Origin of the sequence: Anabaena sp. AL93 (assembly GCF_001672085.1) — a bacterium.
Classification (GTDB): domain Bacteria; phylum Cyanobacteriota; class Cyanobacteriia; order Cyanobacteriales; family Nostocaceae; genus Dolichospermum; species Dolichospermum heterosporum.
In genome coordinates, this window is the sequence record NZ_LJOU01000021.1 from 1 (window position 1) to 26,822 (window position 26,822).

At 37.0% G+C, this 26,822-nt stretch carries 19 protein-coding genes; 9 read left to right on the forward strand and 10 right to left on the reverse strand.

All coding sequences use genetic code 11. The annotated features are described in order from the left end of the window. Positions 1 to 474 precede the first annotated feature (474 nt). The 7 genes from AN486_RS07445 (at position 475) to AN486_RS07475 (ending at position 7,206) form a co-directional block, all read left to right on the forward strand. Complete coding sequence (locus AN486_RS07445) at positions 475 to 1,077, forward strand: hypothetical protein (protein WP_027401100.1); 603 nt, start codon at positions 475 to 477, stop codon at positions 1,075 to 1,077. A gap of 44 nt (positions 1,078 to 1,121) precedes the next feature. Next, on the forward strand, positions 1,122 to 1,769 hold the full coding sequence (locus AN486_RS07450; protein ID WP_053539484.1) for a Uma2 family endonuclease: 648 nt from the start codon (positions 1,122 to 1,124) through the stop codon (positions 1,767 to 1,769). Positions 1,770 to 1,904: 135 nt separating this feature from the next. Continuing rightward, the gene (locus AN486_RS07455) at positions 1,905 to 2,213 is read left to right on the forward strand and encodes a hypothetical protein (protein ID WP_039200745.1); all 309 of its coding nucleotides are present in this window, start codon (positions 1,905 to 1,907) and stop codon (positions 2,211 to 2,213) included. Continuing rightward, positions 2,210 to 2,464: a type II toxin-antitoxin system VapC family toxin gene (locus tag AN486_RS07460; RefSeq protein ID WP_039200744.1), complete on the forward strand. Its 255-nt coding sequence runs from the start codon at positions 2,210 to 2,212 to the stop codon at positions 2,462 to 2,464. The genes AN486_RS07455 and AN486_RS07460 overlap by 4 nt, the downstream gene beginning before the upstream one ends. A 298-nt stretch (positions 2,465 to 2,762) precedes the next feature. Next, complete coding sequence (locus AN486_RS07465) at positions 2,763 to 3,518, forward strand: YebC/PmpR family DNA-binding transcriptional regulator (protein WP_039200743.1); 756 nt, start codon at positions 2,763 to 2,765, stop codon at positions 3,516 to 3,518. Between the two features lie 256 nt (positions 3,519 to 3,774). Next, positions 3,775 to 5,652, forward strand: coding sequence for an excinuclease ABC subunit UvrC (gene uvrC / locus AN486_RS07470; RefSeq protein WP_053539485.1), 1,878 nt, complete (start codon positions 3,775 to 3,777; stop codon positions 5,650 to 5,652). 279 nt (positions 5,653 to 5,931) lie between these two features. Further along, a complete protein-coding gene (locus AN486_RS07475; RefSeq protein ID WP_168636725.1) occupies positions 5,932 to 7,206 on the forward strand; it encodes a glycosyltransferase in 1,275 nt (424 codons plus the stop codon). 2 nt (positions 7,207 to 7,208) lie between these two features. Here the strand turns inward: AN486_RS07475 and AN486_RS07480 are convergent, their stop codons facing one another. The 5 genes from AN486_RS07480 to AN486_RS07500 all read right to left on the reverse strand — a co-directional run bounded on the left by AN486_RS07480 (position 7,209) and on the right by AN486_RS07500 (position 14,166). After that, positions 7,209 to 8,753: a phospholipid carrier-dependent glycosyltransferase gene (locus AN486_RS07480; protein ID WP_053539487.1), complete on the reverse strand. Its 1,545-nt coding sequence runs from the start codon at positions 8,751 to 8,753 to the stop codon at positions 7,209 to 7,211. 83 nt (positions 8,754 to 8,836) lie between these two features. Continuing rightward, entirely contained in the window at positions 8,837 to 10,003 is a 1,167-nt protein-coding gene (locus AN486_RS07485) for a pyridoxal phosphate-dependent aminotransferase (protein WP_290599937.1), read from the reverse strand. A gap of 1,116 nt (positions 10,004 to 11,119) precedes the next feature. After that, positions 11,120 to 11,299 (reverse strand): hypothetical protein, encoded by a 180-nt coding sequence (locus tag AN486_RS07490; RefSeq protein WP_053539489.1) that lies wholly within the window; start codon positions 11,297 to 11,299, stop codon positions 11,120 to 11,122. Between the two features lie 123 nt (positions 11,300 to 11,422). Further along, the gene (locus tag AN486_RS07495; protein WP_290599940.1) at positions 11,423 to 12,907 is read right to left on the reverse strand and encodes a glycosyl hydrolase family 57; all 1,485 of its coding nucleotides are present in this window, start codon (positions 12,905 to 12,907) and stop codon (positions 11,423 to 11,425) included. A 539-nt stretch (positions 12,908 to 13,446) separates the two neighbouring features. Next, the gene (locus AN486_RS07500) at positions 13,447 to 14,166 is read right to left on the reverse strand and encodes a Crp/Fnr family transcriptional regulator (RefSeq protein ID WP_027401051.1); all 720 of its coding nucleotides are present in this window, start codon (positions 14,164 to 14,166) and stop codon (positions 13,447 to 13,449) included. 373 nt (positions 14,167 to 14,539) lie between these two features. Between AN486_RS07500 and AN486_RS07505 the strand changes: the two genes are divergently transcribed. Further along, positions 14,540 to 15,352, forward strand: coding sequence for a DALR anticodon-binding domain-containing protein (locus tag AN486_RS07505; RefSeq protein WP_071992741.1), 813 nt, complete (start codon positions 14,540 to 14,542; stop codon positions 15,350 to 15,352). A gap of 223 nt (positions 15,353 to 15,575) precedes the next feature. On the opposite strand, the gene AN486_RS07510 is transcribed toward AN486_RS07505, so the two are convergent. The 3 genes from AN486_RS07510 to AN486_RS07520 all read right to left on the reverse strand — a co-directional run bounded on the left by AN486_RS07510 (position 15,576) and on the right by AN486_RS07520 (position 18,437). Then, complete coding sequence (locus AN486_RS07510) at positions 15,576 to 16,418, reverse strand: Cof-type HAD-IIB family hydrolase (RefSeq protein WP_190383663.1); 843 nt, start codon at positions 16,416 to 16,418, stop codon at positions 15,576 to 15,578. A gap of 394 nt (positions 16,419 to 16,812) precedes the next feature. Then, positions 16,813 to 17,319: a hypothetical protein gene (locus AN486_RS07515; protein WP_053539497.1), complete on the reverse strand. Its 507-nt coding sequence runs from the start codon at positions 17,317 to 17,319 to the stop codon at positions 16,813 to 16,815. Beyond that, positions 17,316 to 18,437 carry an AAA family ATPase gene (locus AN486_RS07520; RefSeq protein ID WP_053539498.1) on the reverse strand — a complete coding sequence of 374 codons (1,122 nt, stop codon included), beginning with the start codon at positions 18,435 to 18,437 and terminating at the stop codon, positions 17,316 to 17,318. Before AN486_RS07520 ends, AN486_RS07515 begins: the two co-directional genes overlap by 4 nt. Before the next feature lie 1,086 nt (positions 18,438 to 19,523). Between AN486_RS07520 and polA the strand changes: the two genes are divergently transcribed. Then, positions 19,524 to 22,427, forward strand: coding sequence for a DNA polymerase I (gene polA / locus AN486_RS07525; protein WP_290599945.1), 2,904 nt, complete (start codon positions 19,524 to 19,526; stop codon positions 22,425 to 22,427). 578 nt (positions 22,428 to 23,005) lie between these two features. Here polA and AN486_RS07530 read toward each other — a convergent pair. Both AN486_RS07530 and AN486_RS07535 read right to left on the reverse strand, forming a co-directional pair. After that, positions 23,006 to 24,565 carry a tetratricopeptide repeat protein gene (locus tag AN486_RS07530; RefSeq protein ID WP_039201332.1) on the reverse strand — a complete coding sequence of 520 codons (1,560 nt, stop codon included), beginning with the start codon at positions 24,563 to 24,565 and terminating at the stop codon, positions 23,006 to 23,008. 303 nt (positions 24,566 to 24,868) lie between these two features. Then, the gene (locus tag AN486_RS07535) at positions 24,869 to 26,275 is read right to left on the reverse strand and encodes a hypothetical protein (protein WP_290599947.1); all 1,407 of its coding nucleotides are present in this window, start codon (positions 26,273 to 26,275) and stop codon (positions 24,869 to 24,871) included. Positions 26,276 to 26,822 lie beyond the last annotated feature (547 nt).

Genomic DNA, 26,822 nt, shown 5'->3' on the forward strand with positions numbered 1-26,822 from the left:
CTCAGTTATCCCAGTTTCAGGCACTGCCTTAAATATTTGGGTTCTTGCCCTGATTTCGTTGGCCCTGGCGGGCGAAATCATATCTGACAAGCGTAACTTTCCGAGAGTCCCTCGGTAGCTTTTTATGTCTTTAGTGACAATATAGTTGTATCACGAATATGGATTAAAATCAATGCAGGATTTATCCTGCCTCTAGTACAAAACGGCGTAAATAAACCAACCATTCTAAATCCTCCAAAAGCCTATACTGTCTTCATTTTGACTTTTGACTTTTGACTTTTGACTTCCGCCTTGCGGTAATCCCTTGTCTAAAGCCCAAATGTGGCTTCCTGAGTCACCCACATTTTCAAGGGTTTTCGGCGTTCTTCCTTATAAATCGGTAAATTATTGATTAAATAGTAATTGCTGAACAGTGATGGCTGAATGCTTATTTCTTAATAACAGTGAAATCTGCATCTACAAATTTTATAAATTATGAATAGCAAAATTTTACTATCTTTGATTGCTGCCACCTTTTTATCTAGCAATTACGCCGTCGCCGAAGTCCATTTATCCAAACCCAAAGTTGCCGAAAAAAAACCTATTGTTCCCGCAGTAATACAGCCCAAATGGCGAACATTTACATCCCCTGATGGATATTTCACCGTATTAATGCCAGGAATGCCCAAGCGAAAAACCCAAATCCAAAAAACCTACATGGGAAAAATAAAATTAGAAATATTTTTAATCCAACCACCGCAACAAGAAGCTGCATATATAGTCACATACAATGAATTTCCTGATAGCTATGTCCAGATGACTAACCCCCAAACAATCATGGATCAAGCCCAATATGTAGAACTAACAACCACCAAAAGTAGATTACTAAATCAGCGCAATATTCGCAGTTCTAACTTTCATCCCGGCAAAGAAATTGAATATGTTAATGCTATCGGTAAAATTACTAAAACCAGAATGTTTGTTGCTCATGGTAGATTATATAAAGTTATGGCTATCGTCTCCAAAAAACAGCATGAAACTTTAAATAAAACTATTACAGGCTATTTAAATTCCTTCAGCTTAGTTGTTAAACCTTAATTGAGAATGAGTAATATCGGTGAAATATTCAGGAGTCCGAAAAAATGATCATCACTGAAATGCCAACGCAATTACTAACTAACACTTGGATAACAGCAACTTGGGATGAATATATTCAGGTTATTGAAAATTATCCTGATCAAAAAGCCAAAGGCTATTATCACAATGGAAAAATGAGGATAGAAATGCCACCAATCGGAAATGATCATGCCAGTGACCATAGTATGATTATTTTTGCTGTTAACCTATTTGCGACTATTAAAGGAATTAAATTTAATAGCAAAGATAATTGTACATACAGAAAAATCGGATTTCAAGAAGTCCAACCAGATGTTTCTTATTACATTGCTGAAAAAGCAAATGCTATTCCCTATGGAACTTCCATTGTTAATTTAGATATTTATCCCATACCAGATTTAGTAATTGAAGTTGCGAGTAGTTCCCTAGCTGATGATAAAGGGGAAAAACGCCTGATGTATGAAGATTTAGGTGTAGCCGAATACTGGGTACTTGATGTGCAGAATGTCCAAGTTATCCCTTTTATGATTGAAAATGGTGGCAGTAAAAGAATTAGTGAATCTCAAGTATTACCAGGGTTACAAATTTCTTTACTAAACGAAGCATTAAGAAAAACTCGACAAATGGATCATAGTCAAGTTTGTGCTTGGTTGTTAAGCCAATTTCAGCAATAAGCGACACGAGCAGTTCGACAAGCTCACTGACCACGGTTTTAACCGCAGTGGTATTTCATGCTAAAATGAGGTTGTGAGTAAGAAAACCAGATTGCTATATAATATTTATAGTCAGTAGGACGGACAGAAATAACAATGTCAGAAAAAACTTTCGATATTGCTTACTTATCAGATAATTTACTTGATTTATTATCAGATATCCAAAATCATGTGGAAATTACGCTAACTCGTCAGGGAGTTCCCTGGGCAAAAGTTTTGCCTCTGTCTCAAGCAGAACCTACAATTGAAAAAGCGGGTTTAAATCATAGTTCGATAGTGATGAGTAATGAAGGTACTTTAGAACCAAGGGTTGCAGGTTTTTGGCAAGGACAGGTTAAGATTTCTGATAATTTTGATGACACTTCAGAAGAAGTAATTGCTGCTTTTTATGGAGAAGAACAATGAGTTTTCTGCTAGATACTCATATTCTGTTATGGTTTTTAGAAAATGATTCTAAGTTGTCAAATCAGGTACGAGAAGTAATTATTAATCGTGAGAATTTAATTGTTGTTAGTGCTATTAGTGCTTGGGAAATTTCTATTAAACAGTCTTTAGGAAAGTTAATAGCTCAGGCTTTGGTAGAAGGGCTAACCATAATTACGGTAGATCAAAAGTTTAAATTTTATGATGTCCCGTTGTTAATAACTGAATCATAAATTAGTTGTGCAAAATAGATTATCTATATTCGACCTCTCCCATAATTGTTTCTGTGGTGTGATAAGCAGGTTTGCTTTTTATGTATTTTTGTTGTTAATCGGCTGGATTATTATATATACTCAAAACGGGTAGAAGCTGGGCTTTTTTATCATACAAAGAACAAGGTTCAAAGCCTCTCCAATTATAAAAGCTGCTCCTTTTCCCTCCCTTGTAGGGGAGGGTCAGGGAGGGGTGCGGGGAGAGGTTTACCAGAGGGGTTTCCTATTTGTGAGCAGAGTATTAATAATTTTGGTGATTATGGCAGGACATAGTAAATGGGCAAATATTAAACGTCAAAAAGCCGTAGTAGATGCAAAAAGGGGAAGTATATTTACCCAACTATCACGGGCAATAATTGTGGCTGCGAGAAACGGTGTACCAGATCCAGCAGGTAATTTTCAACTACGGACAGCCATTGATAAAGCCAAAGCAGCGGGGATTCCCAATGATAATATTGATAGAGCCGTTGCTAAAGGTGCAGGTACTTTCAGTGATCACAGCATCCTTGAAGAAATTCGCTACGAAGGTTACGGTCCCGGTGGTGTCGCCATTTTAATTGAAGCCCTCACAGATAACCGGAATCGAACTGCGGCAGATTTGCGCGTCTCTTTTAGCAAAAATGGCGGAAACTTGGGAGAAACAGGTTGTGTAAGTTGGATGTTTTCCCAAAAAGGAGTTTGTGTCGTCGAAGGTGTAATTGATGAAGACAAGCTTTTAGAAGCTTCCTTAGAAGGAAATGCCGAATCTTATGAAATCATGGCAGAGGAAACAGTTGAGGTATTTACAGAAATAGCAAATTTGGAGAAACTCAGCCAAACCTTAAAAGCAAAAGGTTTTAAAGTCACAGATATAGAATTGCGTTGGCTTCCTGGTAATCAAGTAGAAGTTACAGATGCAGATCAAGCTAAATCTCTCCTCAAATTAATTGATACTCTAGAAGGGTTAGATGATGTCCAAAGTGTGACAGCTAATTTTGAAATGGCAGATGGTTTAATGGAACTTAGTATAATCTAGCACTAAATCAATAAAAAGGCTTGGTAAATCGCCAAGCCCATATATACCAAGTGTTTACTATAGTCGCTTAATGTACCTGAATTAATGCTGAAATTCATCTATCTATGGTAGTGTATCAATAACCCCCTGTGGTTGCCCTAAATACCGGGGTAGGCACAAGGCCTACCCCTACATTAAATCTAAACTCAAGTTGACACTCTCAGCGGCTTTAGCCACTGAGCTTTACCCTTACCGGATATTCCTGTAAAATACATTTGTGACTATATCTGAGCAAATCTTACCACTGTATAAAAACCCAGAACGGTTAGAAAATCGGCTGGGAGAAATTCCCCCAGAACCGGGGGTTTATTTGTTGCGGGATGGCAGCGATCGCCTAATATATATAGGTAAATCTCGTAAATTGCGTTCTCGTGTCCGTTCCTATTTCCGCGACTCCACCAACAAGACGGAACGGATTAACACAATGGTTAAATTAGTGACAGAAATTGAATTCATTGTCACTGATACCGAAGCCGAAGCATTAGCCCTAGAAGCCAATTTAATTAAACAGCATCAGCCATATTTTAACGTCTTACTCAAAGATGATAAAAAATATCCTTATCTGTGCATTACTTGGTCAGATGAATATCCGCGCATTTTCATTACCCGCAAACGTCAATTAGGAAAAGCCAAAGATAAATATTACGGTCCTTATACAGATTCCGGTTTATTACGAGAAATTGTCCATTTGTGTAAAAAGATTTTTCCTTTACGACAAAGACCACAACCTTTATTTAAAGATCGTCCCTGTTTAAATTATGATATTGGTCGTTGTCCTGGTGTTTGTCAAAAATTAGTTTCCCCGGTTGAATATGCAAAAATTGTCCAAAAAGTAGCGATGGTTTTTCAAGGCAGAACTCAGGAACTAATTGATATTTTAACAGCACAAATGGAAACAGCCGCAGCAGAATTGAATTTTGAAACTGCGGCAAAAATTCGTGATCAAATTGGAGCATTAAAATCCCTCCATGCTGCTCAAAAAGTATCCTTACCTGATGATACAGTATCACGAGATGCGATCGCTTTAGCCGCCGATGATCAACACGCCTACATTCAATTATTCCAAATTCGCGCCGGTCAATTAGTGGGACGCTTGGCTTTTGTTGCTGACTCCCACCCTGAACCGGGAGCAATTTTACAACGAGTTTTAGAGGAACATTATCAAACAGCAGAAAGTGTAGAAATTCCCAGCGAAGTCTTAGTACAGCATGATTTACCAGATAGTGAAATTTTGTCCGCTATTCTAACAGAACGCAAAGGTAGAAAAGTGACAATTTTCAATCCTTTGCGACAAAGTAAGGCAGAATTAATAGAAATGGTCGAAAAAAATGCCCAATATGAATTACAAAGAATGCAAAAATTGGGTGATAGTAATTTGCAAGCAACCCAAGATTTAGCCGCTATTCTCGACTTACCAGATTTACCCAAACGCATTGAAGGATATGATATTTCTCATATTCAAGGAACTAATGCAGTAGGTTCTCAAGTCGTATTTATTGATGGTTTACCAGCCAAACAATATTACCGACATTATAAAATTAAAAATCCTGATATCACAATTGGTCATTCCGATGATTTTGCCAGTTTAGCAGAAGTTATTAAGAGAAGATTTCGTAAATATATTGAAGATCCGAAATTAGCAAGATTAGGTAATACTGACTGGCCTGATTTAATTATGATTGATGGTGGTAAAGGTCAACTATCTGCCGTTGTGGGGATTTTAACGGAAATGAATCTATTCGCAGATTTGCGGGTTCTCAGTTTAGCCAAAAAACGAGAAGAAATCTTTTTACCCCACTCATCAAAACCTTTAGAAACAGACTCAGAACAACCAGGAGTCCAGTTATTACGAAGATTGCGAGATGAAGCTCATAGATTTGCTGTCAGTTTTCATCGTCAACAAAGAAGTGATAAACTAAAGCGATCGCATTTAGATGAAATTCCCGGTTTAGGACAAAATCGGCAAAAGTTGTTATTAGCGCATTTTCGCTCTCTTGATTATATTCGTCAAGCTACAACTACACAATTAACTGAAGTTCCCGGAATTGGTTCACGGTTAGCGCAAGATATTTATGATTATTTCCATCCTGTTTAAATATATTTTTTCAGAGATACGAACCACAGAGGACACAGAGGACACAGAGGTAAAACAATTTCTTAATCAATACCTTCTCCATTTTTTGTAGGTCGGGTTAAGCGACAGCGCAACCCGACGCATTTGTTGGGTTATGGCTATGGCTCCTACGTCGCCACGCAAGCTATCGCCACACTTCGTGAACGTACCTCAACCTAGAGGTATTGTTAATTGAATTGTATTGGTTCTTGACTTCTGCTGTATTATTAACCAAATTTGTAAATACCATAGTGTTACCAGATGAAAATCAGTCTCTGTATGATTGTAAAAAATGAAGAAACTAGCTTACCAAAATGTCTAGGAAGTGTTAATAATTTTGTTGATGAAATTGTAGTTCTTGATACGGGTTCAACTGACAAAACCCCACAAATTGCTCAACAATTTGGGGCTAAAGTGTATTATTTCCCCTGGAATAATAACTTTAGTTCGGCTCGAAATGAAGCTTTAAAATATGTGACAGGTGATTGGATTTTAGTTTTAGATGCTGATGAAACTTTGACAGATGAAATTATCCCCTTACTTAAAACAGTTATTAGCAAAGAAGAATATTTGGTAATTAATTTAGTACGTCAAGAAGTCGGTTCAACACAATCACCTTATTCTCTGGTTTCTCGACTATTTCGTTATCATCCTAATATATCTTTTGATCGCCCTTATCATGCTTTAATTGATGATAGTGTCACCGCAATTCTCACTCAAGAACCACATTGGCAAATTGGTTATTTACCAGGAGTAGCAATTCTCCATACAGGTTATCAAAAAGCTGTAATTAATGAACAGAATAAATATGCTAAAGCCGCAGCCGCAATGGAAGAGTTTTTTGCCAGTCACCCCAATGATGCTTATGTATGCAGTAAATTGGGAGCTTTGTATATGCAAATGGGGAAAATTGATGCGGGTATGGAGTTATTAAATCGAGGATTAAATCAATTAATTGGTAATCAGGTTAATGAAGAAAAAAAAACGTTAAGTAAATTTAAACATTCGCAGTCACAGAAATTTGCAGTTGATTTTGATGAAGATATAAATTACGATATTTTATATGAATTACATTACCATTTAGGAATTGCCTACACGAATTTACAAAATTTATCCCCAGCTATTTCTCATTATCAAGCTGCGGTGAAATTGCCTATCTATCCCCTTTTGAAATTAGGAGGATATAATAATTTAGGAAATTTACTCAAAAATGTAGGAGATTTACCAGCAGCAAAAATTGCTTATGAAACAGCCATAAAAATTGATCCTAATTTTGTAACAGGTTATTATAATTTAGGCATGGTATGCAAAGCAATGAGGTTATTTAGTGAAGCTATTGATGCCTATAATAATGCCATTAATTTGAATCCTGATTATGCAGAAGCTTATCAAAATTTAGGGGTTGTACTCTTGAAAATTGGCGATGTTCAAGGTAGTTTAGAAGCTTTTGAATATGCCATTTCTCTCCATGAATTAAACAACCCTGAAGAAGCAAAACGACTTTATCAAGGTTTAAAGGAAATGGGTTTGATTTGATTTTAGGTTACTTTTTTAACAAATAGAACCCGATCATTTCTTTCATAGATTTTATACCAAATTCTATCTTTATCATTAACTTGATATATTTCTTGGGTATTGATAATCTCTTGATTATCAATGTTTCTAAATTCATATTTACCAACTTTTTTAATTTCTTTATCTGGCTGAATTTCCAGATGATTAATTAACTTTGGATCATATTTTGCATAAAATAGATAATAGATATATGGCTGATTTATTTGATTATCAATGACTATTTTATTAAATCTATCCTGATTAATAATTACATAATTCATGAAATCCTTAATTCCATATTGGAACATTTCTCTAGTCAGGGTTTGTTGAGGATATCTATGAAAATAAACATAACTAAAACTAGGAATATTCATTATTCCTAGAAAGATCACAATCACAATCAACTTCTTTTTTAGTTGGATATCTTTTATGGAATCAACTATTATTTTTAACCCAAAAATCACAAATATAATAGTTAAAGGTAATCCATGAATCATTCTTAATGTATGGTAATATGTTTCTGTTAAACTGGCAGGAATTGGGGCAATAAAAAGCCATGCAAGTAATAATAAGATGATCTGACGATGTGGATAAGTTAAACTATCTTTCTTAAAAGCTAGAGTAAAACATCCCAGAATTCCTATATAAAAAAATACTGATAGAAAATCATAATTAGCACCAAAGCCGGGAACTCTCTGCATAACATTAGAATCACTAATACCAAAGTTAAACTCTGGTGAAAAATAGCTCAAATATCTTAATAAAAATTTCCCAAAAATAATAAATATATTTTCTTCTTGACCAAAAATTGAAACAATCTTAAACCTACCGTTGTATCTATCAGGATCAGCAAAAGTTAATAAATATATTGGCGATACAAAAATGATATAACTTAATAAAAATATGGTTATTTTAGTGATATTCTTACGCAAGAAAATTATCATTAATGCTATTAATAGAAGTGGCACAAATAATTTTTGACTTGGGTAAGAATAGGTTAGTATTCCTGCACAAATGGATGCTATAATTAACCTATAAGATTGTTTTGGATTGTTTTTAACAGCCCATAAAAATACTGTCATAAATAACAGCATAAAAAATGGCACAATGCTGGGAGGAATAGCCCATCTGGAAAGGGTGATATGCCAGGGTATAATTGCCAGAAGAAAAGCAGCTATTAAGGCTAATTTTTTATCATTAAGAACTTGTAGACTAAATAAGTATATGAGAACGACCGTACCCACTCCTAATAAGGCAACAGGTAAGCGGATCGAAAATTCTGATAATCCGAATAATTGTACAAAAGGAATTGTGATATAAGTGATAACAGGTGATACCCAATCACCAAAAGATTCCAACATAATTGGCAGAAAATTCCCATGATGATCCCGCATGGTAGCAATTAGGGAGTATGCGTCATAACCATTTATGGCTTCATCTTGATTTAAGGCAATAGGATTATTAGCAAGATTATATATTCTCAGTAATAGAGAAATCGCAATTATTAACACCGAATAGACATTATTCATATTGAGAATGCACCCTAAAAAAAGTCACTGATACCGAAAACTCAAAACTTTTAAGTCTTGAGTTTCGGGAATTAGAAATTATGCTAAATCCGAGAACGGACGAATTTCTCTAATCTATCCATTCCCTTTTCAATTGTCGTCATATCAGTAGCGTAGGAAAGACGAATATTTTTATCAGCGCCGAAAGCAACACCGGGAATAAGTGCAACTTGATGTTCTGCTAATAAAGCATCACAAAATTCCAGGGATTTCAAGCCGGTTTTGCTGATATCAGGGAAGAGGTAAAATGCACCGTCTGGTTTAGCGGTACTCAAACCCGGAATAGCTTTGAGTCTTTCAAACATTACCTGACGACGTTTAGCGAAAGCTTGACGCATTTCCTCTACACAGTCTTGGGAACTTTCTAAAGCGGCGATCGCTCCATATTGAGCAAAAGTACACACATTTGATGTACTATGTCCTTGGATATTGCTGGCGGCTTTGATAATTTCCACAGGTCCAGCTAAATAACCCAAACGCCAACCGGTCATGGAGTAACCTTTAGCGAAACCGTTACTAATTAAGGTGCGAGAAAAGATTTCCTCACCTAAAGAACCTATGCTGATATGTTCTACACCATCATAGAGAATCTTTTCATAAATCTCGTCAGATACAACATAGATATCTGCATCAACTATTACCTGCGCCAAGGCTTTGATTTCCCCCGGCGTGTAGACCATTCCCGTGGGGTTAGAAGGGGAATTAAGGACAAACAACTTTGTTTTTGGGGTAATAGCTTTTTTTAGCTGTTCTGGGGTGATTTTGTAGCCAGTGGAAGCATCTGTTTCCACAATCACCGACTTACCACCAACTAATGTCACCATTTCGGGATAACTTAACCAGTAGGGTGAAGAAATAATCACCTCATCACCTGGGTCAATAAGTGCCACAATCAAATTATACAGAGAATGCTTACCGCCATTGGTGACAAGGACATTCTCTGACTTATAATTAAGACCATTATCATTTTTCAGCTTGTGTGCGATCGCTTCCCGTAATTTTGGTTCACCAGCGGCTGGACCATACTTGGTTTTACCTTCATCCAAAGCCTTTGCGGCTGCGGCTTTGATATGCGCTGGGGTATCAAAATCCGGTTCACCCGCGCTAAAACTACAAACATCTATCCCCTCGGCTTTCATAGCCTTAGCTTTAGCTGCGATGGCTAAAGTGATGGAGGGTGTTACCTGACTTACTCTTGCTGCCAGCTTCATTCTACTTTAATTTCGCCAATATCCTTTCTATCTAAGGATATCCCAGAATCATATCCGAGATTTGCCCTTTCTAAATTCTTTTCTCTCCCAGATGGGGACAATTTAATTTACTTCAAGACTTGACAAGACGAAAATTTTGGTTTACACTTATGTTAAGATTAGAAATCTGTGCGCGCATATATATACTAAACATGGGTGAGATTTAAACTTTTGCCAAATGACAAAGAACCCAGATGCGTAGTAGGGGTAAAGCAAAAGCTGATATGTGTCAACTTAAGCTCAAATCCCTACCACATCTCGTTCCTAGTCAGAGACTAGGAATGCAGTTGATGAGGCTCTGCCTCTAATATCATTGAAGGCAGAGCCTTCTAGAATTCATTCCCAGTCAGAGACTGGGAATGAGACGACTTGAGGTTTTTCGTAATTTTGTAAAAGTCCATGTCTGAACCGTGTTTAGCTTAAACAGTAGAAGCCTCTCACCTACCCGATAGGGAAGTGATGAGATGAATACAATACGCGCGAGTCAGGAATTGCCCAACGAACAAAATTAAGCGCAGCTTAATCAGTGTTGTTGGGCGATGTTAGCGAAGCGGCACGAAGTGCGGAATGAACACTTTCTTGATTTTTTTTCAAATATTTGATATAATTTTCAACACTAGGTGTAACTCAATTAAATGTACCAAAAGCAGCCTATCAAAATAAAAGCTAATTGTTTGGCTTAACCAAAGAACCGTGGGACACACGGTCTTAAAGCTCAGTTAATGTCTTCATAGAAGAGTCGCGCTCGTTGCCCACACTCACCTGAAAGGGAGTGTGTGGAGTATGTCACTAAGTAGGTTGGTGTTGAAAATTGTCGTTATGGCAAGGCAAAAGGCAAAAGGCAAGAGGCAAGAGTGAAGAGGGTTTGGGCGATTTTACATTTCTTTACACAGTTTGGTTTTATTGTGTTCACCTACTTATAGTAAATTTTTGGATTGTCGGAATCAGGATATCTGGTTACTGAGCGAAGTAGAAGTACAGGATTAAAGGATATACAAGATTATGATATTATCATTACCTGAATATCCTGGAAATCCTGATTCAGACAAATAAAAATCACCAACCCCCCACCAAACATCATCCAATAACATCCTGTAAATCCTGAATATCCTGGAAATCCTGATTCAAACAAATAAAAATCACCAACCCCCCACCAAACATCATCCAATAACATCCTGTAAATCCTGAATATCCTGGAAATCCTGATTCAAACAAATAAAAATCACCAACCCCCCACCAAACATCATCCAATAACATCCTGTAAATCCTGAATATCCTGGAAATCCTGATTCAGACAAATAAGAATCACCAACCCCCCACCAAACATCATCCAATAACATCCTGAATATCCCGATTCAAACAAATAAAAATCACCAACTCTTAAAGTAATTTCTCTCCCCGGCGGTAAATTTCCTGGGCGTAGTCTGTCCAAATACCTTGCCCCCAATAACGAAAACAGCTAGTTTGTAATAAGAGATTATGTAATAGTAGTTGGCGGTAGTGACTGTCTTGAGTCAAATTTACACTGGATTGCTCTGATAATAAATCGTCGAATTTCTCATGAAATAAATTGCTCAATTTGTACATGGGAGATAAAACATTTTCGTATCCTTGCACCCAACTAATATGATTAGTCCATGATGCCCCATCAATATGAAAATTGGGGTGTTTTTTTTTCAGTTCTTGAATCGCATTTTCTACAACATCTGGTTGATAATTATCTTCGGCAATTTGCGCCCAGATTTGATGTTGCCCACTTGCTTGACAAATAGGAAAGTCTTCGGGTTGACAACCTGCTGCTGCCAATAATTCTAAATATTCTGTACCGCAAACACCAACAACACCAGTTTTACCTCCCCCATTTTGCACCATATCCCCCCAAGCTCGTTGAAAACCGCCGGGAAATTCGTTCATCATTACACCACCATTTTCACCATCACCTATTTGACTAACTATGGGGGGTACAACAACATCACCTAATTTTTGTTTAGTTAAAGTTTTGGCTTCATAGTATGGCTGCATTTGGGCAACTAATTTAGTATCTGAACCTTGGGTTTTAATCAATGCAGTAATACTAATTTCTTCTCCGTAGGAATTGCGAGCTATTAACCGATGGGGTAAATGTTTAGAATTTAAAGGCTGACCATTAATTGTTTCTACAGTATGTTCTTGCACTAATAACCAACGATAACCACATTCTTTCAATGCTTTAATAAATGCAAATAAGGTATCTGGATGGTTTGGTAAGTGCATTTCTGGAGGGGAAAATCCTTTGACTCTTGCTAATGCTTCCCATCCGAAAATTGCCGCAAAATAATGTTGCCAAGCGATAATGTGTAGTTTAATATCTGCTATAGGTGTGGAAGGGATGACGGCATGACTCCACATAGTCCCCAACCATTCCACATAGGGTTGGTAGGTAGGATTGCAAGTGATGTGTTTGAGATTATCTAGAATATCACTTCTGCCCATTTGTACCAATCCCCATAAAAGATTACCCGAATAATCCAACATCACACGGGGATTACAACCTTGTGCAACTAATTCAGGAATAAAATCTCCCATGCGACTATAACAACTAGCAAAAGGGGCAGCATTGTGGTTATCTCCCTCTTGCTGATGTGTAAACATATATTGCAAATTGCTGATTAATGCACCATTATTCCCGGCTGGGATAGTGGGTTGGTGCATATGTAGAGCGATCGCAAATACTGCATTAATATCTGCTAATTTCAGATTAGTAATCGGTAAAAAAATAGGTTCATTGTGGTTAACTACAGTCAACACTTCCTTTTCCCAACCGCAGATATTTGGCAGATCATCAATAATTTCGGGTAATGTAGGTATATTTGGTAATTTAAACATTCATAATGCCTCAAACATAATGTATAACTAACAATCTTGCACCGAAATTGGCAATTTATGCGTAGTTATTCACTCCCCCCCTACGTCCTGATAGCGCAGGGTGGCGTTAGCCATACTTCTAGCCCTCACAGACAACTTTTTGGTGCAAACCCTACTTAAGCATTTTTAAGACGAAGAGAAAACTGATCTTAAAAGTTTGAAATATTCCCAGATAAATATTCATATTACACAGCCAAGATCAATAATTGGAACCAGGTGGGTGGCCCCAATTTGCCGATCTAGCGTTATCAGTGCCGCGTTCTTGATGAAGGCACTAGAGAACTTTTCGTCCCAGACGTATTGCATTTCATACCCGATTACCCAAAATCTGCTTGTGGTGGTCAAACAGATTGGTGAAGATGAGGAGCAGGCTGACAGAACTAATTACCCAACTTGGATTAGTTAGAATCCGCTAATACCTGTCATTGGTGTGTCCGAGAGTGGCAAGCTCTCAGTTAACATCTATCAATCTACTGCTCATTAGAGATTTGAACTACGTTCTAGCTGGCTCTATTGATAGATTCAGCGGGTAGGCAAATCAGATTATCTCCTTGGGTAAGGATTAAGCCACGTTGACGTAATTTACCCATTAAACGAGTGACAGTAACACGGGTTGAACCAATGGCGCTGCCAATTTGAGCATGGGTAAGGGGGAAGGGTAAGCAATAACCACGAATGACATCAGGATCGGTTTCGCTCATTGAAGGCTCTCCATATTCCTCAATCAGTAGGGTGAGGAATCCTAAGAGTCGGTCAATTGTACGACGTTGTCCTAAAGCGCTCAACCATAACAACTTGCGCTGGTGCTGATATCTAAAAGCATCCATAACTTCACGGCGGAAGTGAGGCCAGTTGTCTAGGTCATGCCAGTACATCCACAGCACTGCTGTTTGGTCAACGTGGGCGTAGGACTGGAGGGTGAATGGAGATTGAGCAACAATTTCAAAAGGTTGTCCTGCTCCCACAAAACCCAAGAAGGCTTCTTCGGGTGTTCTGTTAATGCGTCTAGATGTTAACTGACTAGCAGTAGCACTGACTTGGGCAGTTCCTACCATGCGGATAGCACCTCTTTGGACTAAATAGAGCAAACCAGGTCTAGCTGGAATGCGCTCGTCTTTACTGAAGGTGCGGCAGCGGTAGTGTTCTTGGGCCCAGTCAAGAATACGTTGCCAGGTTAAGAAAGGACGCGAAGCTTCGGAAAAGGAAGATGGAGATTGCATAGGTAACAAAGAGCTATTGGCTGAAAACAAAGACTTGATAAGAAAAGTGCAAGGAGTGTCTTTGTGTTAACGGGGTAGGCATAACGCCTAACAGCGCCAGCCCTCCAATGGGATAGAAAGCTAAATTGCTCTCTATTTTTTCTTATACTTCCTACTGTACAACAAGGGTAGTAAAGATTACCCATTTTTTATACATTATTTATCAAATTTCATCCTACTCTCATTTTTCCCGACATCAGTAAACTTCTATCTCAAGGTAGATGGAACAGGATAAAATGATGCACACCATAATTTTTTTACAAAAGGATACGTGTCGCATAGACTACTTTTTGGGCAAAATAAAGCAATTAAACAGTTAATAGCTGGGTATTTAATGTCTTCTCTCAGTATTTTTACTAATAAGGAGGAAATTACAAGCATAAAAGGGATAAAAGTTCCTCTCTACCAAGGAGGATATAATCAAAAAATTTTATATATCTCTGGTGTGGCTATGAGAATATCAAAATCTCAGAATTTAACAGTTATGGACGGTGCTGGAGCTATCGCCACGCTTGCCGAAAGTATTGCCGGACATTTATCCCAAAACAGTGATAGTTTATTTAGGGTGAAAGTAGTTCCCCCCGGTGAGATTCATATAGAACTCATGGACTCTACTTTAGCTGCTTGGTTACAAAATTTAATAGTTGCCAAAAAAACTGGAGATTTGGTGAATAATTTTTTAGATGACCAATTACCAACTTCATTAAGTTCATTAAAGGTTTTTGCAATTCAATATGCTCATTCCCGCTGCTGTTCTTTGCTGCGCTTAGGACAGAATGAAGGATTGATTGAACTTGATAGGACAGATTTTAATGGTTTTATGGCTGTCAACTCTATACCTTTGCTAAATTGTGAGCAGAAACTTCTTCTTGATCACTTGGATGAGAGGTTTCTAATTTATCAATTAGTTAAGGTGGTAGATGATTTGGTTTGTGCTGATAGTAGTTCTATTGACTGGGAAAAGGCAGGTGGGAATTTAAGTCAAGCTTTTGAGCGGTTTTGGTGTAATTGTCGGATTTGGGGGGAAGTGAAAATTCATGATCCAGAATTAGCTCAAGCTCGCTTGGGATTGCTGATAGCAACTCAGTTGGTTTTAAGGTGTGTGTTAGAGGACAAGTTGGGAATTGTTGCACCTGTGGAACTTTAAGCGGTTATCGCCAGGATGCAATGCAATCGAGGGCGCAGGCCCTGCGCCCCTACAGGTTTTGCGATTTATTGATATTCACACCAACTTTACAAAATCTTTGAGAAATTATCTTGACAAAATAAATATCTCCGCATAAAATCGCAGGTGTGTGAGGAGCGAAATTAGGAAGGACACCGAGACGAAACACGGCCAGTCGTCGGTGTCTTTTCTTATGTGTAGATTTTTAATTAAGTAAGAATTTTTCCATTGCTATGGCTGCACCATCTAATTCTACACTAGGTGCTACCCAGTGAGCGATCGCTTGCACTTCGGCTGGTGCGTCACCCATGGCGACACTAATGCCAGCATAACTGAGCATTTCTACATCATTGAAATTATCACCAATAGTCATGACATGATGACTTTCTAAACCTAGTATTTCTTCTGCTAGATAGCGGACAGCATTGCCTTTATTAACATGAGTATTAGCTGCTTCCAAGAAAGTAGCCACAGATGTTGTCATATATAATTCTGTGGGTTGATATCTGCGGCGTAAATTAGCCAAAAGTTGTTGAATTAAGTTTGCGTCATCACATAAGGCTAAAATTTTAGTGGGTGCATGATCTAATAATTGACGTAAATCACCGACGGGAATGGCGTTTACACCACAGCGTTGTTGATAATTTTCCGTTTCTTTGGTAATTTCTCGGACATAAAGTTGGTCGTTGATGTAAAAATGCACGGAGAGGAGCGATCGCAAATCTGGCTGTTCAAAGTATTCTAGTAGTTGTAAGGCAATTTCTCTAGACACAGATAAATGACGGTGAATTTCCTGAGTATTTGGATCTTGAATCCAAGCGCCTTGATAAGCTACTAAAGGCAGTGTAGATCCAATTTCCTGATGAAACCGCAAAGCCGAGCAATACATTCTTCCTGTTGCTATAGCGACTTTAATTCCCTTTGCTTGTACAGCAGCAATCACTTCCTTGACAATATGACTGAGAGTATTGGAATGTCCAGCAATTGTCCCGTCTATATCTAAAACCAACAGTTTAATATCACTCACTTCAGCAGGTGCTTTGTGCATAAATTCCCCAAAAATTGAAGTTCCAGTAAAAAATTAACAGTAGAGACTTAAGTAGGTTGGCGTTGAAAATTATCGTTATAGCAAGGCAAGAGGCAAGAGTAAAGAAGTTTTCAGCGATTTTACGTTTCTTTACACAGTTTGGTTTTATTGTGTTCACCTACTTAGTTGCGTAAACTTGATTATAAGGGAAATGATGATAATTACAAGAATTACAGCAAAACCAACCTGATTAATTTGTTTTAGGATTTTATTTTTCACTCTAAGTAGGTGAACAGAAAAATTTAAAGGTATGTGAAGAAAAGTAAAATCACTCAAAACTCTCTTCCTGTTCCCTGTTCCCAGTTAAGAGTTCCCTGTTCCCTTGCCCCAACGACAATTTTTAACGCCCACCTACTTACTTTAGAAACAGAAATGGTTTAACAGATAAAATCATCCGTTCTAACTCAGGTTTATTGTGTATTAGAAGATCATGTCCCCATAATCCATTTCTGTTTTCAGCGCATTCTTTAGCAAGTTCTTCTCCGATATTCTGAAGACTTTTAATATGGTTAAAATTTTTAAGCACATCTTCTTTCAAATCTCTTGGTTCAGTTTTTACCCCCAGAATAAATACTCTATCTCTTAGATCCTCTGGAATATAATCTTTTGCATAACTAAATCTATCTTCTTGAGCATCGAAATCAATCAGCAATAACATATTTCTTTGTGGAAATTGTCGCATACTACTAATATGATTATTTTTAAATTCCTCTAGAACTTTTTTCCAACCACCAGCTATTCTCAAAGTTTGAATAACACCAAAATTTACACTTAAATCTTCTTTAAATCCATTAGCAATCTGACGATTATGATCATCTTCCGGTAAAATAATAAGGTGTGGATTATACTTGTCTACACTCATAATTCTATGTCTCCACAAATTAAAGCATTGATCAGATCACCACTACTGGGTATCTCACTAAGCAATCTAATTAAAGTTGGTTCTAAGTGACTTTTTCGATCTAGGAAAAAGGTATTTTCATCAGAGAATTCTCTAATTGCTTCAGGATTATGAGAAGTTACTAAAATTTGTCCACTATTTTTAAATGAACGTTGTAGAGATTTGGTAAAATGACCTACTTCTGATAGAGAAAGATAATTATCAGGTTCATCCCAAAAACAGAAAATTGGTCCATAGAATTTATTGGCAGCTAAGACCACAGCACAAAGAAAAAAGCATTTTTCACCATCTGATAAATCTTGAAAATCAACATTCAAAGTCGCATTATTTTTTTCGAATCTAATAATTAGGGTTTTCAAGTCTTTACCAATAATTTCAGTGACAAAATCTTGAAAATCCGGCATAATATTTCGGAGATATTTGTCAATTTCTCTATAGGCAGCAGGATAACGACCAAGTATCCCAGAAAGCCATTCTCCAACATTTGAACCATCTCGCTTTGGTTCTAAAGTTTCACCAGGGGAATTTCCTGTCATTGAACTGGGAATTGGTGCTAAAATAATCATCTCAGAAAGCCAATTCTTGAAAACATGAAGACTATCATTACCAATTATTGGCATTGCCACTAAATGCCAATCTACTAAAAACTGAGCTTCCTTATTTTGTGCGTTATCGTTATTATGAATAGTTACTTGGGCGGCTTTTCGAGAATAAATTAAATTTCCTGCAACTAGAAGTTGTTCTTCAAAAACTCGCAGTTCTTTAAATTTTTCTGGCAACTCTAATGCTAAGACATATTTATATAATTTATTTTTAAGTAATACTTCTATTTCTAATCGAATAGGAACGTCAGACTTGCCATGAGCGAAATCTTTGGGGCCAATAAGGCGAGGCTCTTTCTCAAGATCCCGCAATCTATTTGTACCTCTAGCAATAGATTGAAGTACCTCCAATGCCTTAGCAATAGTTGATTTACCTACACCATTTTTGCCAATCAAAAGAGCAGATGGCATCTCTTTCATGGTCAGTTCAAAGTTTTCTAAACATCTGAAGTTATTTACGTATAGTCTTTGTAGCATAATAAAATTATTCCTAGAACTGGAAACAGAAAAGCAACCCAAGCGTTGCTGTATTTTATCAACACCTGATTAATGGTAAGGAAGTTATCACAAAATTTAACAGTATAAGTAAAAATTATGTAAAGATGGTAATACTTTTAATATTCATAACTTATGATAATTCACCTTTAGATTTTCTTAAGAATTAATTGAGAATAATTTTTATTTAGCAACGAGCTTGCAATACTTTCAGCAATTTGGTAGGATTATCAAGAATTTCATAATTGGTTTTTTACTGTCAATTTTTTATAAGTCTGAGAAGGTTATCTTCAAAAGCCCTTATTTATGGTTATTTGAGAAATAAATTCTGAAAAATAATACAAAACTTTACTAATTAATAGCAAGTTCTGAGACGAATTTTTAGACAGGAATTATCTCAGAAATTATGTAGAACAAATATACTATTGACAAATAGGACGTTTCATGGATTAAAGGATGATTTTCGGTTGTATAAGTAATGAGACAGAATTAATTACACAATGTCATTGCGTTAGCGCAGCGTGGCGTTAGCGCAGCGTGGCGTTAGCCATATGGAACGAAGTGAAATTAAGCAATCACAACCCTTGCGATTGCTTCCCTTCGCTCGCAATGACTGTAAATATTTTTGTCCAATTACTTAGAGACTTCCAAGAAATAAATTATCCTAAGAAACGAACCACAGAGGCACAGAGTACACAGAGAGAGAATTTCTGCATCAGTTTTGGGACATTTTTTTATTTGGAAGTCTCTTATTAGTTCGTCAAATTTATTTTGATGGGTAATGATCGGAAAAAACGGCGTTGCTGATTAAGGGTATGAATTTTAGTCTCACGCAAAGGCGCAATCACGCTTCGTGATCTCGAAGAGTAGACGCACTGAGGTTTGATTTTTAAAGGTTCAATTTGGAAATTTCATACCTCGATTCAGCAACGCCAAAAAACTTCTGTTCTTCCCTCCTCCCCCTGCTTGCCTTCACCCGTCATTTTCGGGTTGATAGACTACTATGTTGCATATTAAATCTGGAGAAAAAAAATTAGAATGTAATAAGTTTCTAATTTGGTTAAGCAGTTGACTTTTAATTCTTCCGTTATCAACAAACCCATATTCATCCTTGTAGATGGACATTCTCTAGCTTTTCGTTCCTACTTTGCTTTTGCTAAAGGTAGAGACGGAGGACTTCGCACAAAAGCTGGTATCCCCACCAGTGTTTGTTTCGGTTTTATTAAATGTTTACTAGAGGTAATAGCCACACAACAGCCGCAAGCTATAGCTGTAGCTTTTGATTTGGCTTTACCTACTTTCCGTCATGAAGCTGATGATACTTACAAGGCTGGACGTGCGGAAACTCCAGAAGACTTTATTCCCGACTTAGAAAACCTCTATGAGTTATTACAAAGCTTGAATTTACCCATACTCACTGCACCTGGTTATGAAGCAGATGATGTACTAGGAACATTGGCACAAAAAGCCGCTACCTCTGGATATCGAGTTAAAATACTTTCGGGGGATAGGGATTTATTTCAACTAATTGATGCTGATAAAGAAATTACTGTTTTAAACTTCACTCCGGAAGCATTAAAACGTTCTACAAATAGTATTGCTGAATTTAGAGCCGAAGAAGTAAAAGAGAAATTAGGCGTATTACCTACACAAATTGTTGATTTTAAAGCCTTATGTGGTGACAAATCAGATAATATTCCCGGAGTTAAAGGAATTGGGGAAAAAACAGCAGTTCAATTATTAAATACTTATAATTCTTTGGAAGAAATTTATGCAGCTATAGATGATATTAAAGGTGCAACTCAGAAAAAACTAATTACTGGTAAAGAAGACGCAGAAAAATCTCGTTACTTAGCTAAGATAGTTTGTGATGTTCCCTTAGAAGTTGATTTAGAAGATTGTCAATTAACGGGTTTTGATAATAACTTGCTGATTCCGATTTTAGAGAAATTAGAGTTTAAAAGATTTTTAGAGACAATTAATGAAATACAACAAAAATTTGGCGGAGAAGTTGTAGAAAATAAGGTAGCGGAAATCACAGCAGAAACAGATGATGATTTATGGTTTTTTAGTGCAGATGATACAGCACAAGAAATAAAACAAAATGCTTCACCAATTCAACCACGCATTATTAATACAGAAGCTAAATTAACAGAATTGGTAAAACTTTTAAGAAAATTCACAAATCCAGAAAACCCCGTTGCTTGGGATACAGAAACTACTGCTTTAGAACCACGAGATGCGGATTTGGTGGGAATTGGTTGCTGTTGGGGAACGGAATCAGATGAACTTGCTTATATTCCCATTGGTCATAAAATCGGCGATAATTTAAGTCGAGATTTAGTATTAGAAGCACTGCGTCCGATTTTGGAAAGTGCTGATTATCCCAAGGCTTTACAAAATGCTAAATTTGATCGCTTAATTCTGCGGTGTCAAGGAATTAATTTAGCTGGAGTGGTTTTTGATACGATGTTAGCCAGTTATTTGATTAATCCCGATAGTAGTCATAATTTAAGTGATTTATCTTTGCGATATTTGGGATTGAGTGCGAAAAGCTATGGAGATTTAGTTCCTAAAGGAAAGACTATTGCTGATATTAGTATTGCTGCGGTTGCTGATTATTGCGGAATGGATGTTTATTCTACATTTGCATTAGTCTCGAAATTACGGGAAAAGTTAGTAGAAACTCCAACTTTATATAAACTATTAAATGAAGTTGAACAACCATTAGAGGAAGTTTTAGCGGAAGTTGAATATACAGGAGTTCGGATTAATTCAGATTATCTGCAAGAACTTTCACAGCAATTAGAAATAGAATTAGCCAAGTTAGAAATAATAGCTACTGAAATTGCTGGAGAAAAATTTAACTTAGGTTCTCCTAAACAATTGAGTCATATTCTTTTCGATAAATTAGGCTTGAGTACCAAATATTCTCGCAAAATTCAAACTGGTTATTCTACAGACGCAGCAACTTTAGAAAAACTCCAAGGAGTTGATAATACTGGATTTGTGGAAGCCATTATTGAAAATCGGACTTTGTCAAAATTAAAATCTACCTATGTAGATGCTTTACCAGCTTTGGTACATCCCAAAAGTCAAAGATTACATACTGATTTTAACCAAACTGCAACTTCTACAGGTAGGTTATCTTCTTCTCATCCCAATTTACAAAATATCCCGATTCGCACTGCTTTTAGCCGCCAAATTAGAAAAGCTTTTTTACCGGAATCAGGTTGGTTAATGGTAGCTGCTGATTACTCACAAATTGAGTTAAGGATTTTGGCGCATTTGAGTCAAGAACCTGTGTTAATTCAAGCTTATCAGCAAAATGAAGATATTCATACTGTGACGGCAAAATTAGTCTTTGAGAAAGAAGATATTTCTTCAGATGAACGGCGTTTTGCGAAGACGATTAATTTCGGAGTAATTTATGGGATGGGAGCGCAAAAATTCGCTAGAGAAACGGGGATAAATCCGATAGATGCGAAGTTATTTATTGAGCGATTTAATGAAAGATATGCCAATGTTTTTGCATATTTGGAGAAGGTGAAAAAAGAAGCGATCGCCTATGGTTATGTGGAAACTATTTTGGGTAGACGACGTTATTTTGAGTTTACTAGTAATAGTTTACGGCAGTTAAAAGGTAGTAAGTTGGAAGATATTAATTTACAGAAATTAAAGAATTTAGGTCAATATGATGCTGGGTTACTCCGTTCTGCTGCTAATGCACCAATTCAAGGTTCTAGTGCAGATATTATCAAAATAGCAATGGTGCAATTGCATGAAGTTCTGAAGAAATATCAAGCGCGGTTGTTGTTGCAAGTTCATGATGAATTAGTGTTTGAAGTTCCTCCCCAAGAATGGGAAGAATTACAACCACAAATTAAGTCGGTGATGGAAAATGCTGTTTCTTTATCTGTGCCTTTAGTTGTTGATATTCATGCAGGGGATAATTGGATGGAAACTAAGTAAGTAGGTTAGAATTGCGGATCATAAGCATTACGAGGGGAAAAGGGTCTGAATCACGGATTAGACGGATTGCGCTGATTTCACAGATTTTAGTAACTTTTATCATAGCAAACAACCTAATCCGCCCAATCTTTTAATCTCTATAATCTCCCATAGCGTCTCCCACAAAGGAGGAATAAGGGAACACCAAAAAATAAATTACCCAAACTCTTTCCCCCTGCCTTCCCCCAACGACAATTTTTAACGCTCACCTACTTACACCGTAGCAAAGCATCCGAGGGTTGGGGGAATCTCGATTAATTCTGATACTTTTCAAACATCCTCTAATCTCTAAGTAGGTTAGCATACCTTAAACTTATATCGAACCTGGTTACATTTTTTGTAACGGCAAAAATTATGTGTTGGGTTTCCTTCCAACTATAATTATTTTATGATAGTTCTTCCTCATCTATTTTATGATAACAAATTTAAAATCAATTGTCAACCCCCGCATCTTCTTTTTTGCGCGACTCAATTAAGAGATTGAGTGATATTTTTGTAAATATCGAGAGGTTGAGATCCCCGACTTCATGAAATTGGGATTAAAAATTTAAAATATCTAAAGATGCTTCTATTTCTAATTCTATTATTCTAGCTTTTATATCTTGATATTCTGCTAATTTTCCTTCTTGCCAATATAAATCTGCGGCTTTATGAAAATCTGCTACTGCTCCTTGTTTGTCTGCAATTTCTAATAGGGCGTTTCCTCGGTTATAATAAGCATTGATATAGTGAGAGTTCATTTTCACTACTTGAGTATAATCGGTGATTGCTGCTGCATATTTTCCTAAATCGAAATGAGCATTACCCCGACAATAATAAGTATCAATATCATCAGGATTAATTTGAATGGCTTGGGTATAGTCAGCAATTGCTCCTTCATAATCTCCTAATTCAAACCGATCATATCCACGATTTTTATACCCAATAGCATCATCAAAATCAATATTAATTACTGGCTGTGATTTCTGTTGATCATCTAATAGGTAACGAGATATTTGTCTATCTTTCTGTGTGGTAATATAATCAGGATTCAGCTTAATTGCTTGATTATAATCTTCAATTGCTCCTTGAGTATCACCAATATGAGAGCGAACATCAGCACGATTTTTATAATTAATCGCAATATGGGGATTAATTATAATCGCTTGGGTATAAGCCTCTATAGCTATTTGATAATTCCCTATTTGATAATGTGTCAAACCTATTTGATGATATGCTTGCAGATGATTAATATTAATATTTATTGCCTGACTATAGTTAGTAATTGCTGTGTGATACTCGCCTAATTGATAATTAACCAAGCCTAGTTTATAATAAATGTCAGCATCACTATTATTAAACTGTAAGGCTTGATTATAACTATTAATTGCTGCTGCATACTCGCCTTTTTGGAAATATTCATCACCAAGATCTAAATAAAAAATAGTTAAATCAACAGGTGTAGATTGGGGTTTAATTATTTGACTTTGAGATAAATTAGATGGATAAGAATTTGCTGAAATTGGAAATTGTTCTAAATAGGAAAATAGACCACCACCATACAATAATTGATTAATCCCAAAGGAAATTTTCCCAGTTTTCAATTTAATCATTTGCGTGGGTAGAAATCCAGCTAAAAAAAGATGATATGCAGATTGTGCTTCATTGACTTCTTCTTGAATCAAAATACAGACAATTACTGCATTTTTTTCCACTTCTTCGGCACTAACTGACCATCTCACTCTATCAATACTACCGTGACGAGATTTGACTTCAACGCCAATGGCAGAATTAGCAGTGAGTGTAAAATCACTTTTACCATCACCACCAAAGCGTTTTTCATAATCTACTTCCGTAATAAAATTAGCTAATCTTTCCTTAACAACTTCCTCGCCTAATTTACCTTTAAGATTATTAATAAAAACATCACGGACTGGAGAAGTGCGTTTATATTTTTCCGCCATTAACCAGCAAAATTCCCGTAATGCCTTTAATCTCTCACCAGAAATAATAGTTAATTCACTATGTTGACCTTCTATTTGACAATGAAGTAGACAACCAGATGTTAACCTTTTTAGGAAGTCAGATTGTAGCGATCGCAAGAGAGTAATCCAATCCATGTACAATATTTCTGTGGTCTTTTTATGCAAGGGTTTAACACTGCCAAACCCTTACAAATCTGTATAAATCCGGTTCAAACATATCTAGTAGTTCGTCAAATTTATTTTGACGGGTAATGATCGGAAAAAACCTCTGTTCTTCCCTCCCCTACCCCCCAACCTCCCCTACCCCCCCAACCTCCCCTACCCCCCCAACCTCCCCTACCCCTGCTTGCCCTCACCCGTCATTTTCGGGTTGACAGACTACTAGGGTGTGTAAAGCATAGAACGACAGGGTAACGCACCAAATTTTTGATCATGGTGCTAAGGATTTTTTCTTTTTTCCTTGATTTGGCGTAGGGTTTGAATAAGTTTTTTACTAGATTCAGTAGAGACAGCGGGAGCATCACTATTGGGTGTTGCTGACGTGATAGAACCAAGATCATTTACCGGTGGAGTCTCAGGGGGTAATTTTTGAGAGTTGGGAGTTACTGAAGGTTTGATTTGAGGTTCAGGTAATTTTTGAGAGTTGGGAGTTACTGAAGGTTTGATTTGAGGTTCAAATACCTTTTCTGTATTTGAAGTAGCGGGAGGTTGAATCTTAGAACTTACGCCTGTAGCATTGGGATTATTTTGGAACTTCAGTTGGAAAGGATAAGAACTAATTAACTGCTTATCAGCTTGAGGTGGATTGGCGATGAAAAATTCTCTAACCTTAGATTGTAGCTGCGGCGATTCTGCTCCTGCTTGGAACTTAATATCTAAGACCTTACCATCTGCATCTACAACTAATCTACCCACAACTGTTCCTTCCATCTCAGGTGTATCTGTAGAGATGGTTTCACGAATTACCCCTTTCTCTTTTACATTGGGGTATTCTTGACGAATATTTTGTCTAAGAGTATTGTAAGAATTCAGTTTAGCCAGTAATTGTTCCGTTCGTTTACCTTTTGATGCAGATTCATTTGTGATGATTGCTGGTGATTTTCCCTGAGAATTATCTGTTAAAGCTAATTTTTCCCCATATTGAGGGACTTTAATGGCATTATTTCCTGATTCCACTGTTTGTGGTGCTGAAATACCCGCTGTTGTTGTACTGCCAATATCAATGGCTTCAGCAGATGGATTATTTAGTGGTTCTCCTGGTATTTCATTACTTTGTCGCAGTTCTGGCAACTTATTAATACCTAGAGGTGCAGTTTCTCGTATTTGCTGATCTAAATTATTGACAAAAGGAGAGGTCGAAGCGGTTGGGGGAGTATATGTACTTCTGGCTGGCAATCTAGACATTGCTATTTGTAAATCATTGCGAGTCAATCTTTCAATAGATTGCCTACTGGGTAGATAAGACAGGTTCAAGTTGGTTGGCGAACTCGGAATAGCTGGTAATACCGACTGACTAGATAATTCCGGTTGTAAAGGGGGATAGCTAGTTAATGGACTACTCAAATTAATACCTGGTAGTTGTTGCTGTAGGGGTAATTGGGGTTGCTGTAAAGCTACCTGGGATGTACTAGGAGGTTGTGGTAATCGGCTTTGATCAGCCGCGCTCAATTCTATTAATCCGACTGCTTTGGGTGAGTCAGTTTTAGAAGAGTGATTAGAGTTAACTGGCATTAATGGCACAATCAAGGCAATAGCACCGTGGATACCAAGGGAGGCTATGGCAGCTATTCCCGTTGGTTGTCCGAATATTTCTGGTATGTTTTTTAGGAGAGATACGTAAGACATACTGTTATGGTTGATTCTGATCAGTGAAAGTTGAATAGAAATTTTATCAACAAAGAATTCAGGGGTTATCCCAATCGTGAAGTTAATATCCCACAGTATCATCTACTGAGAGACGGGGGAATAATGATACTCAAGGTAAAATTGATTAACTCCTGAAATCGGTGTCTTCTGAACTATTTTTTATTTTTTAGACTATTTTGCCATTGCCAAGACGCATCTTATTCCCATATATAATAACTTCTCCAGGGGATAAGTTCAACAGGGGAATTAATAATAAGTAGGTTGGCGTTGAAAATTGTCGTTATGGCAAGGCAAAAGGCAAGAGGCAAGAGGCAAGAGTGAAGAGGCAAGAGTGAAGAGGGTTTGGGCGATTTTACGTTTCTTTACACAGTTTGGTTTTATTGTGTTCACCTACTTATCTTCAGTTTTTATGTTTGGGAACTGGGAACAGGGAAATTAATTGGTAATATCAAGTCTGGAAAATTGAGTCTTCCCTGTTCCCTGACTCTAGGAATGAATTTAATTTTATCCAACTACTTATAGAATA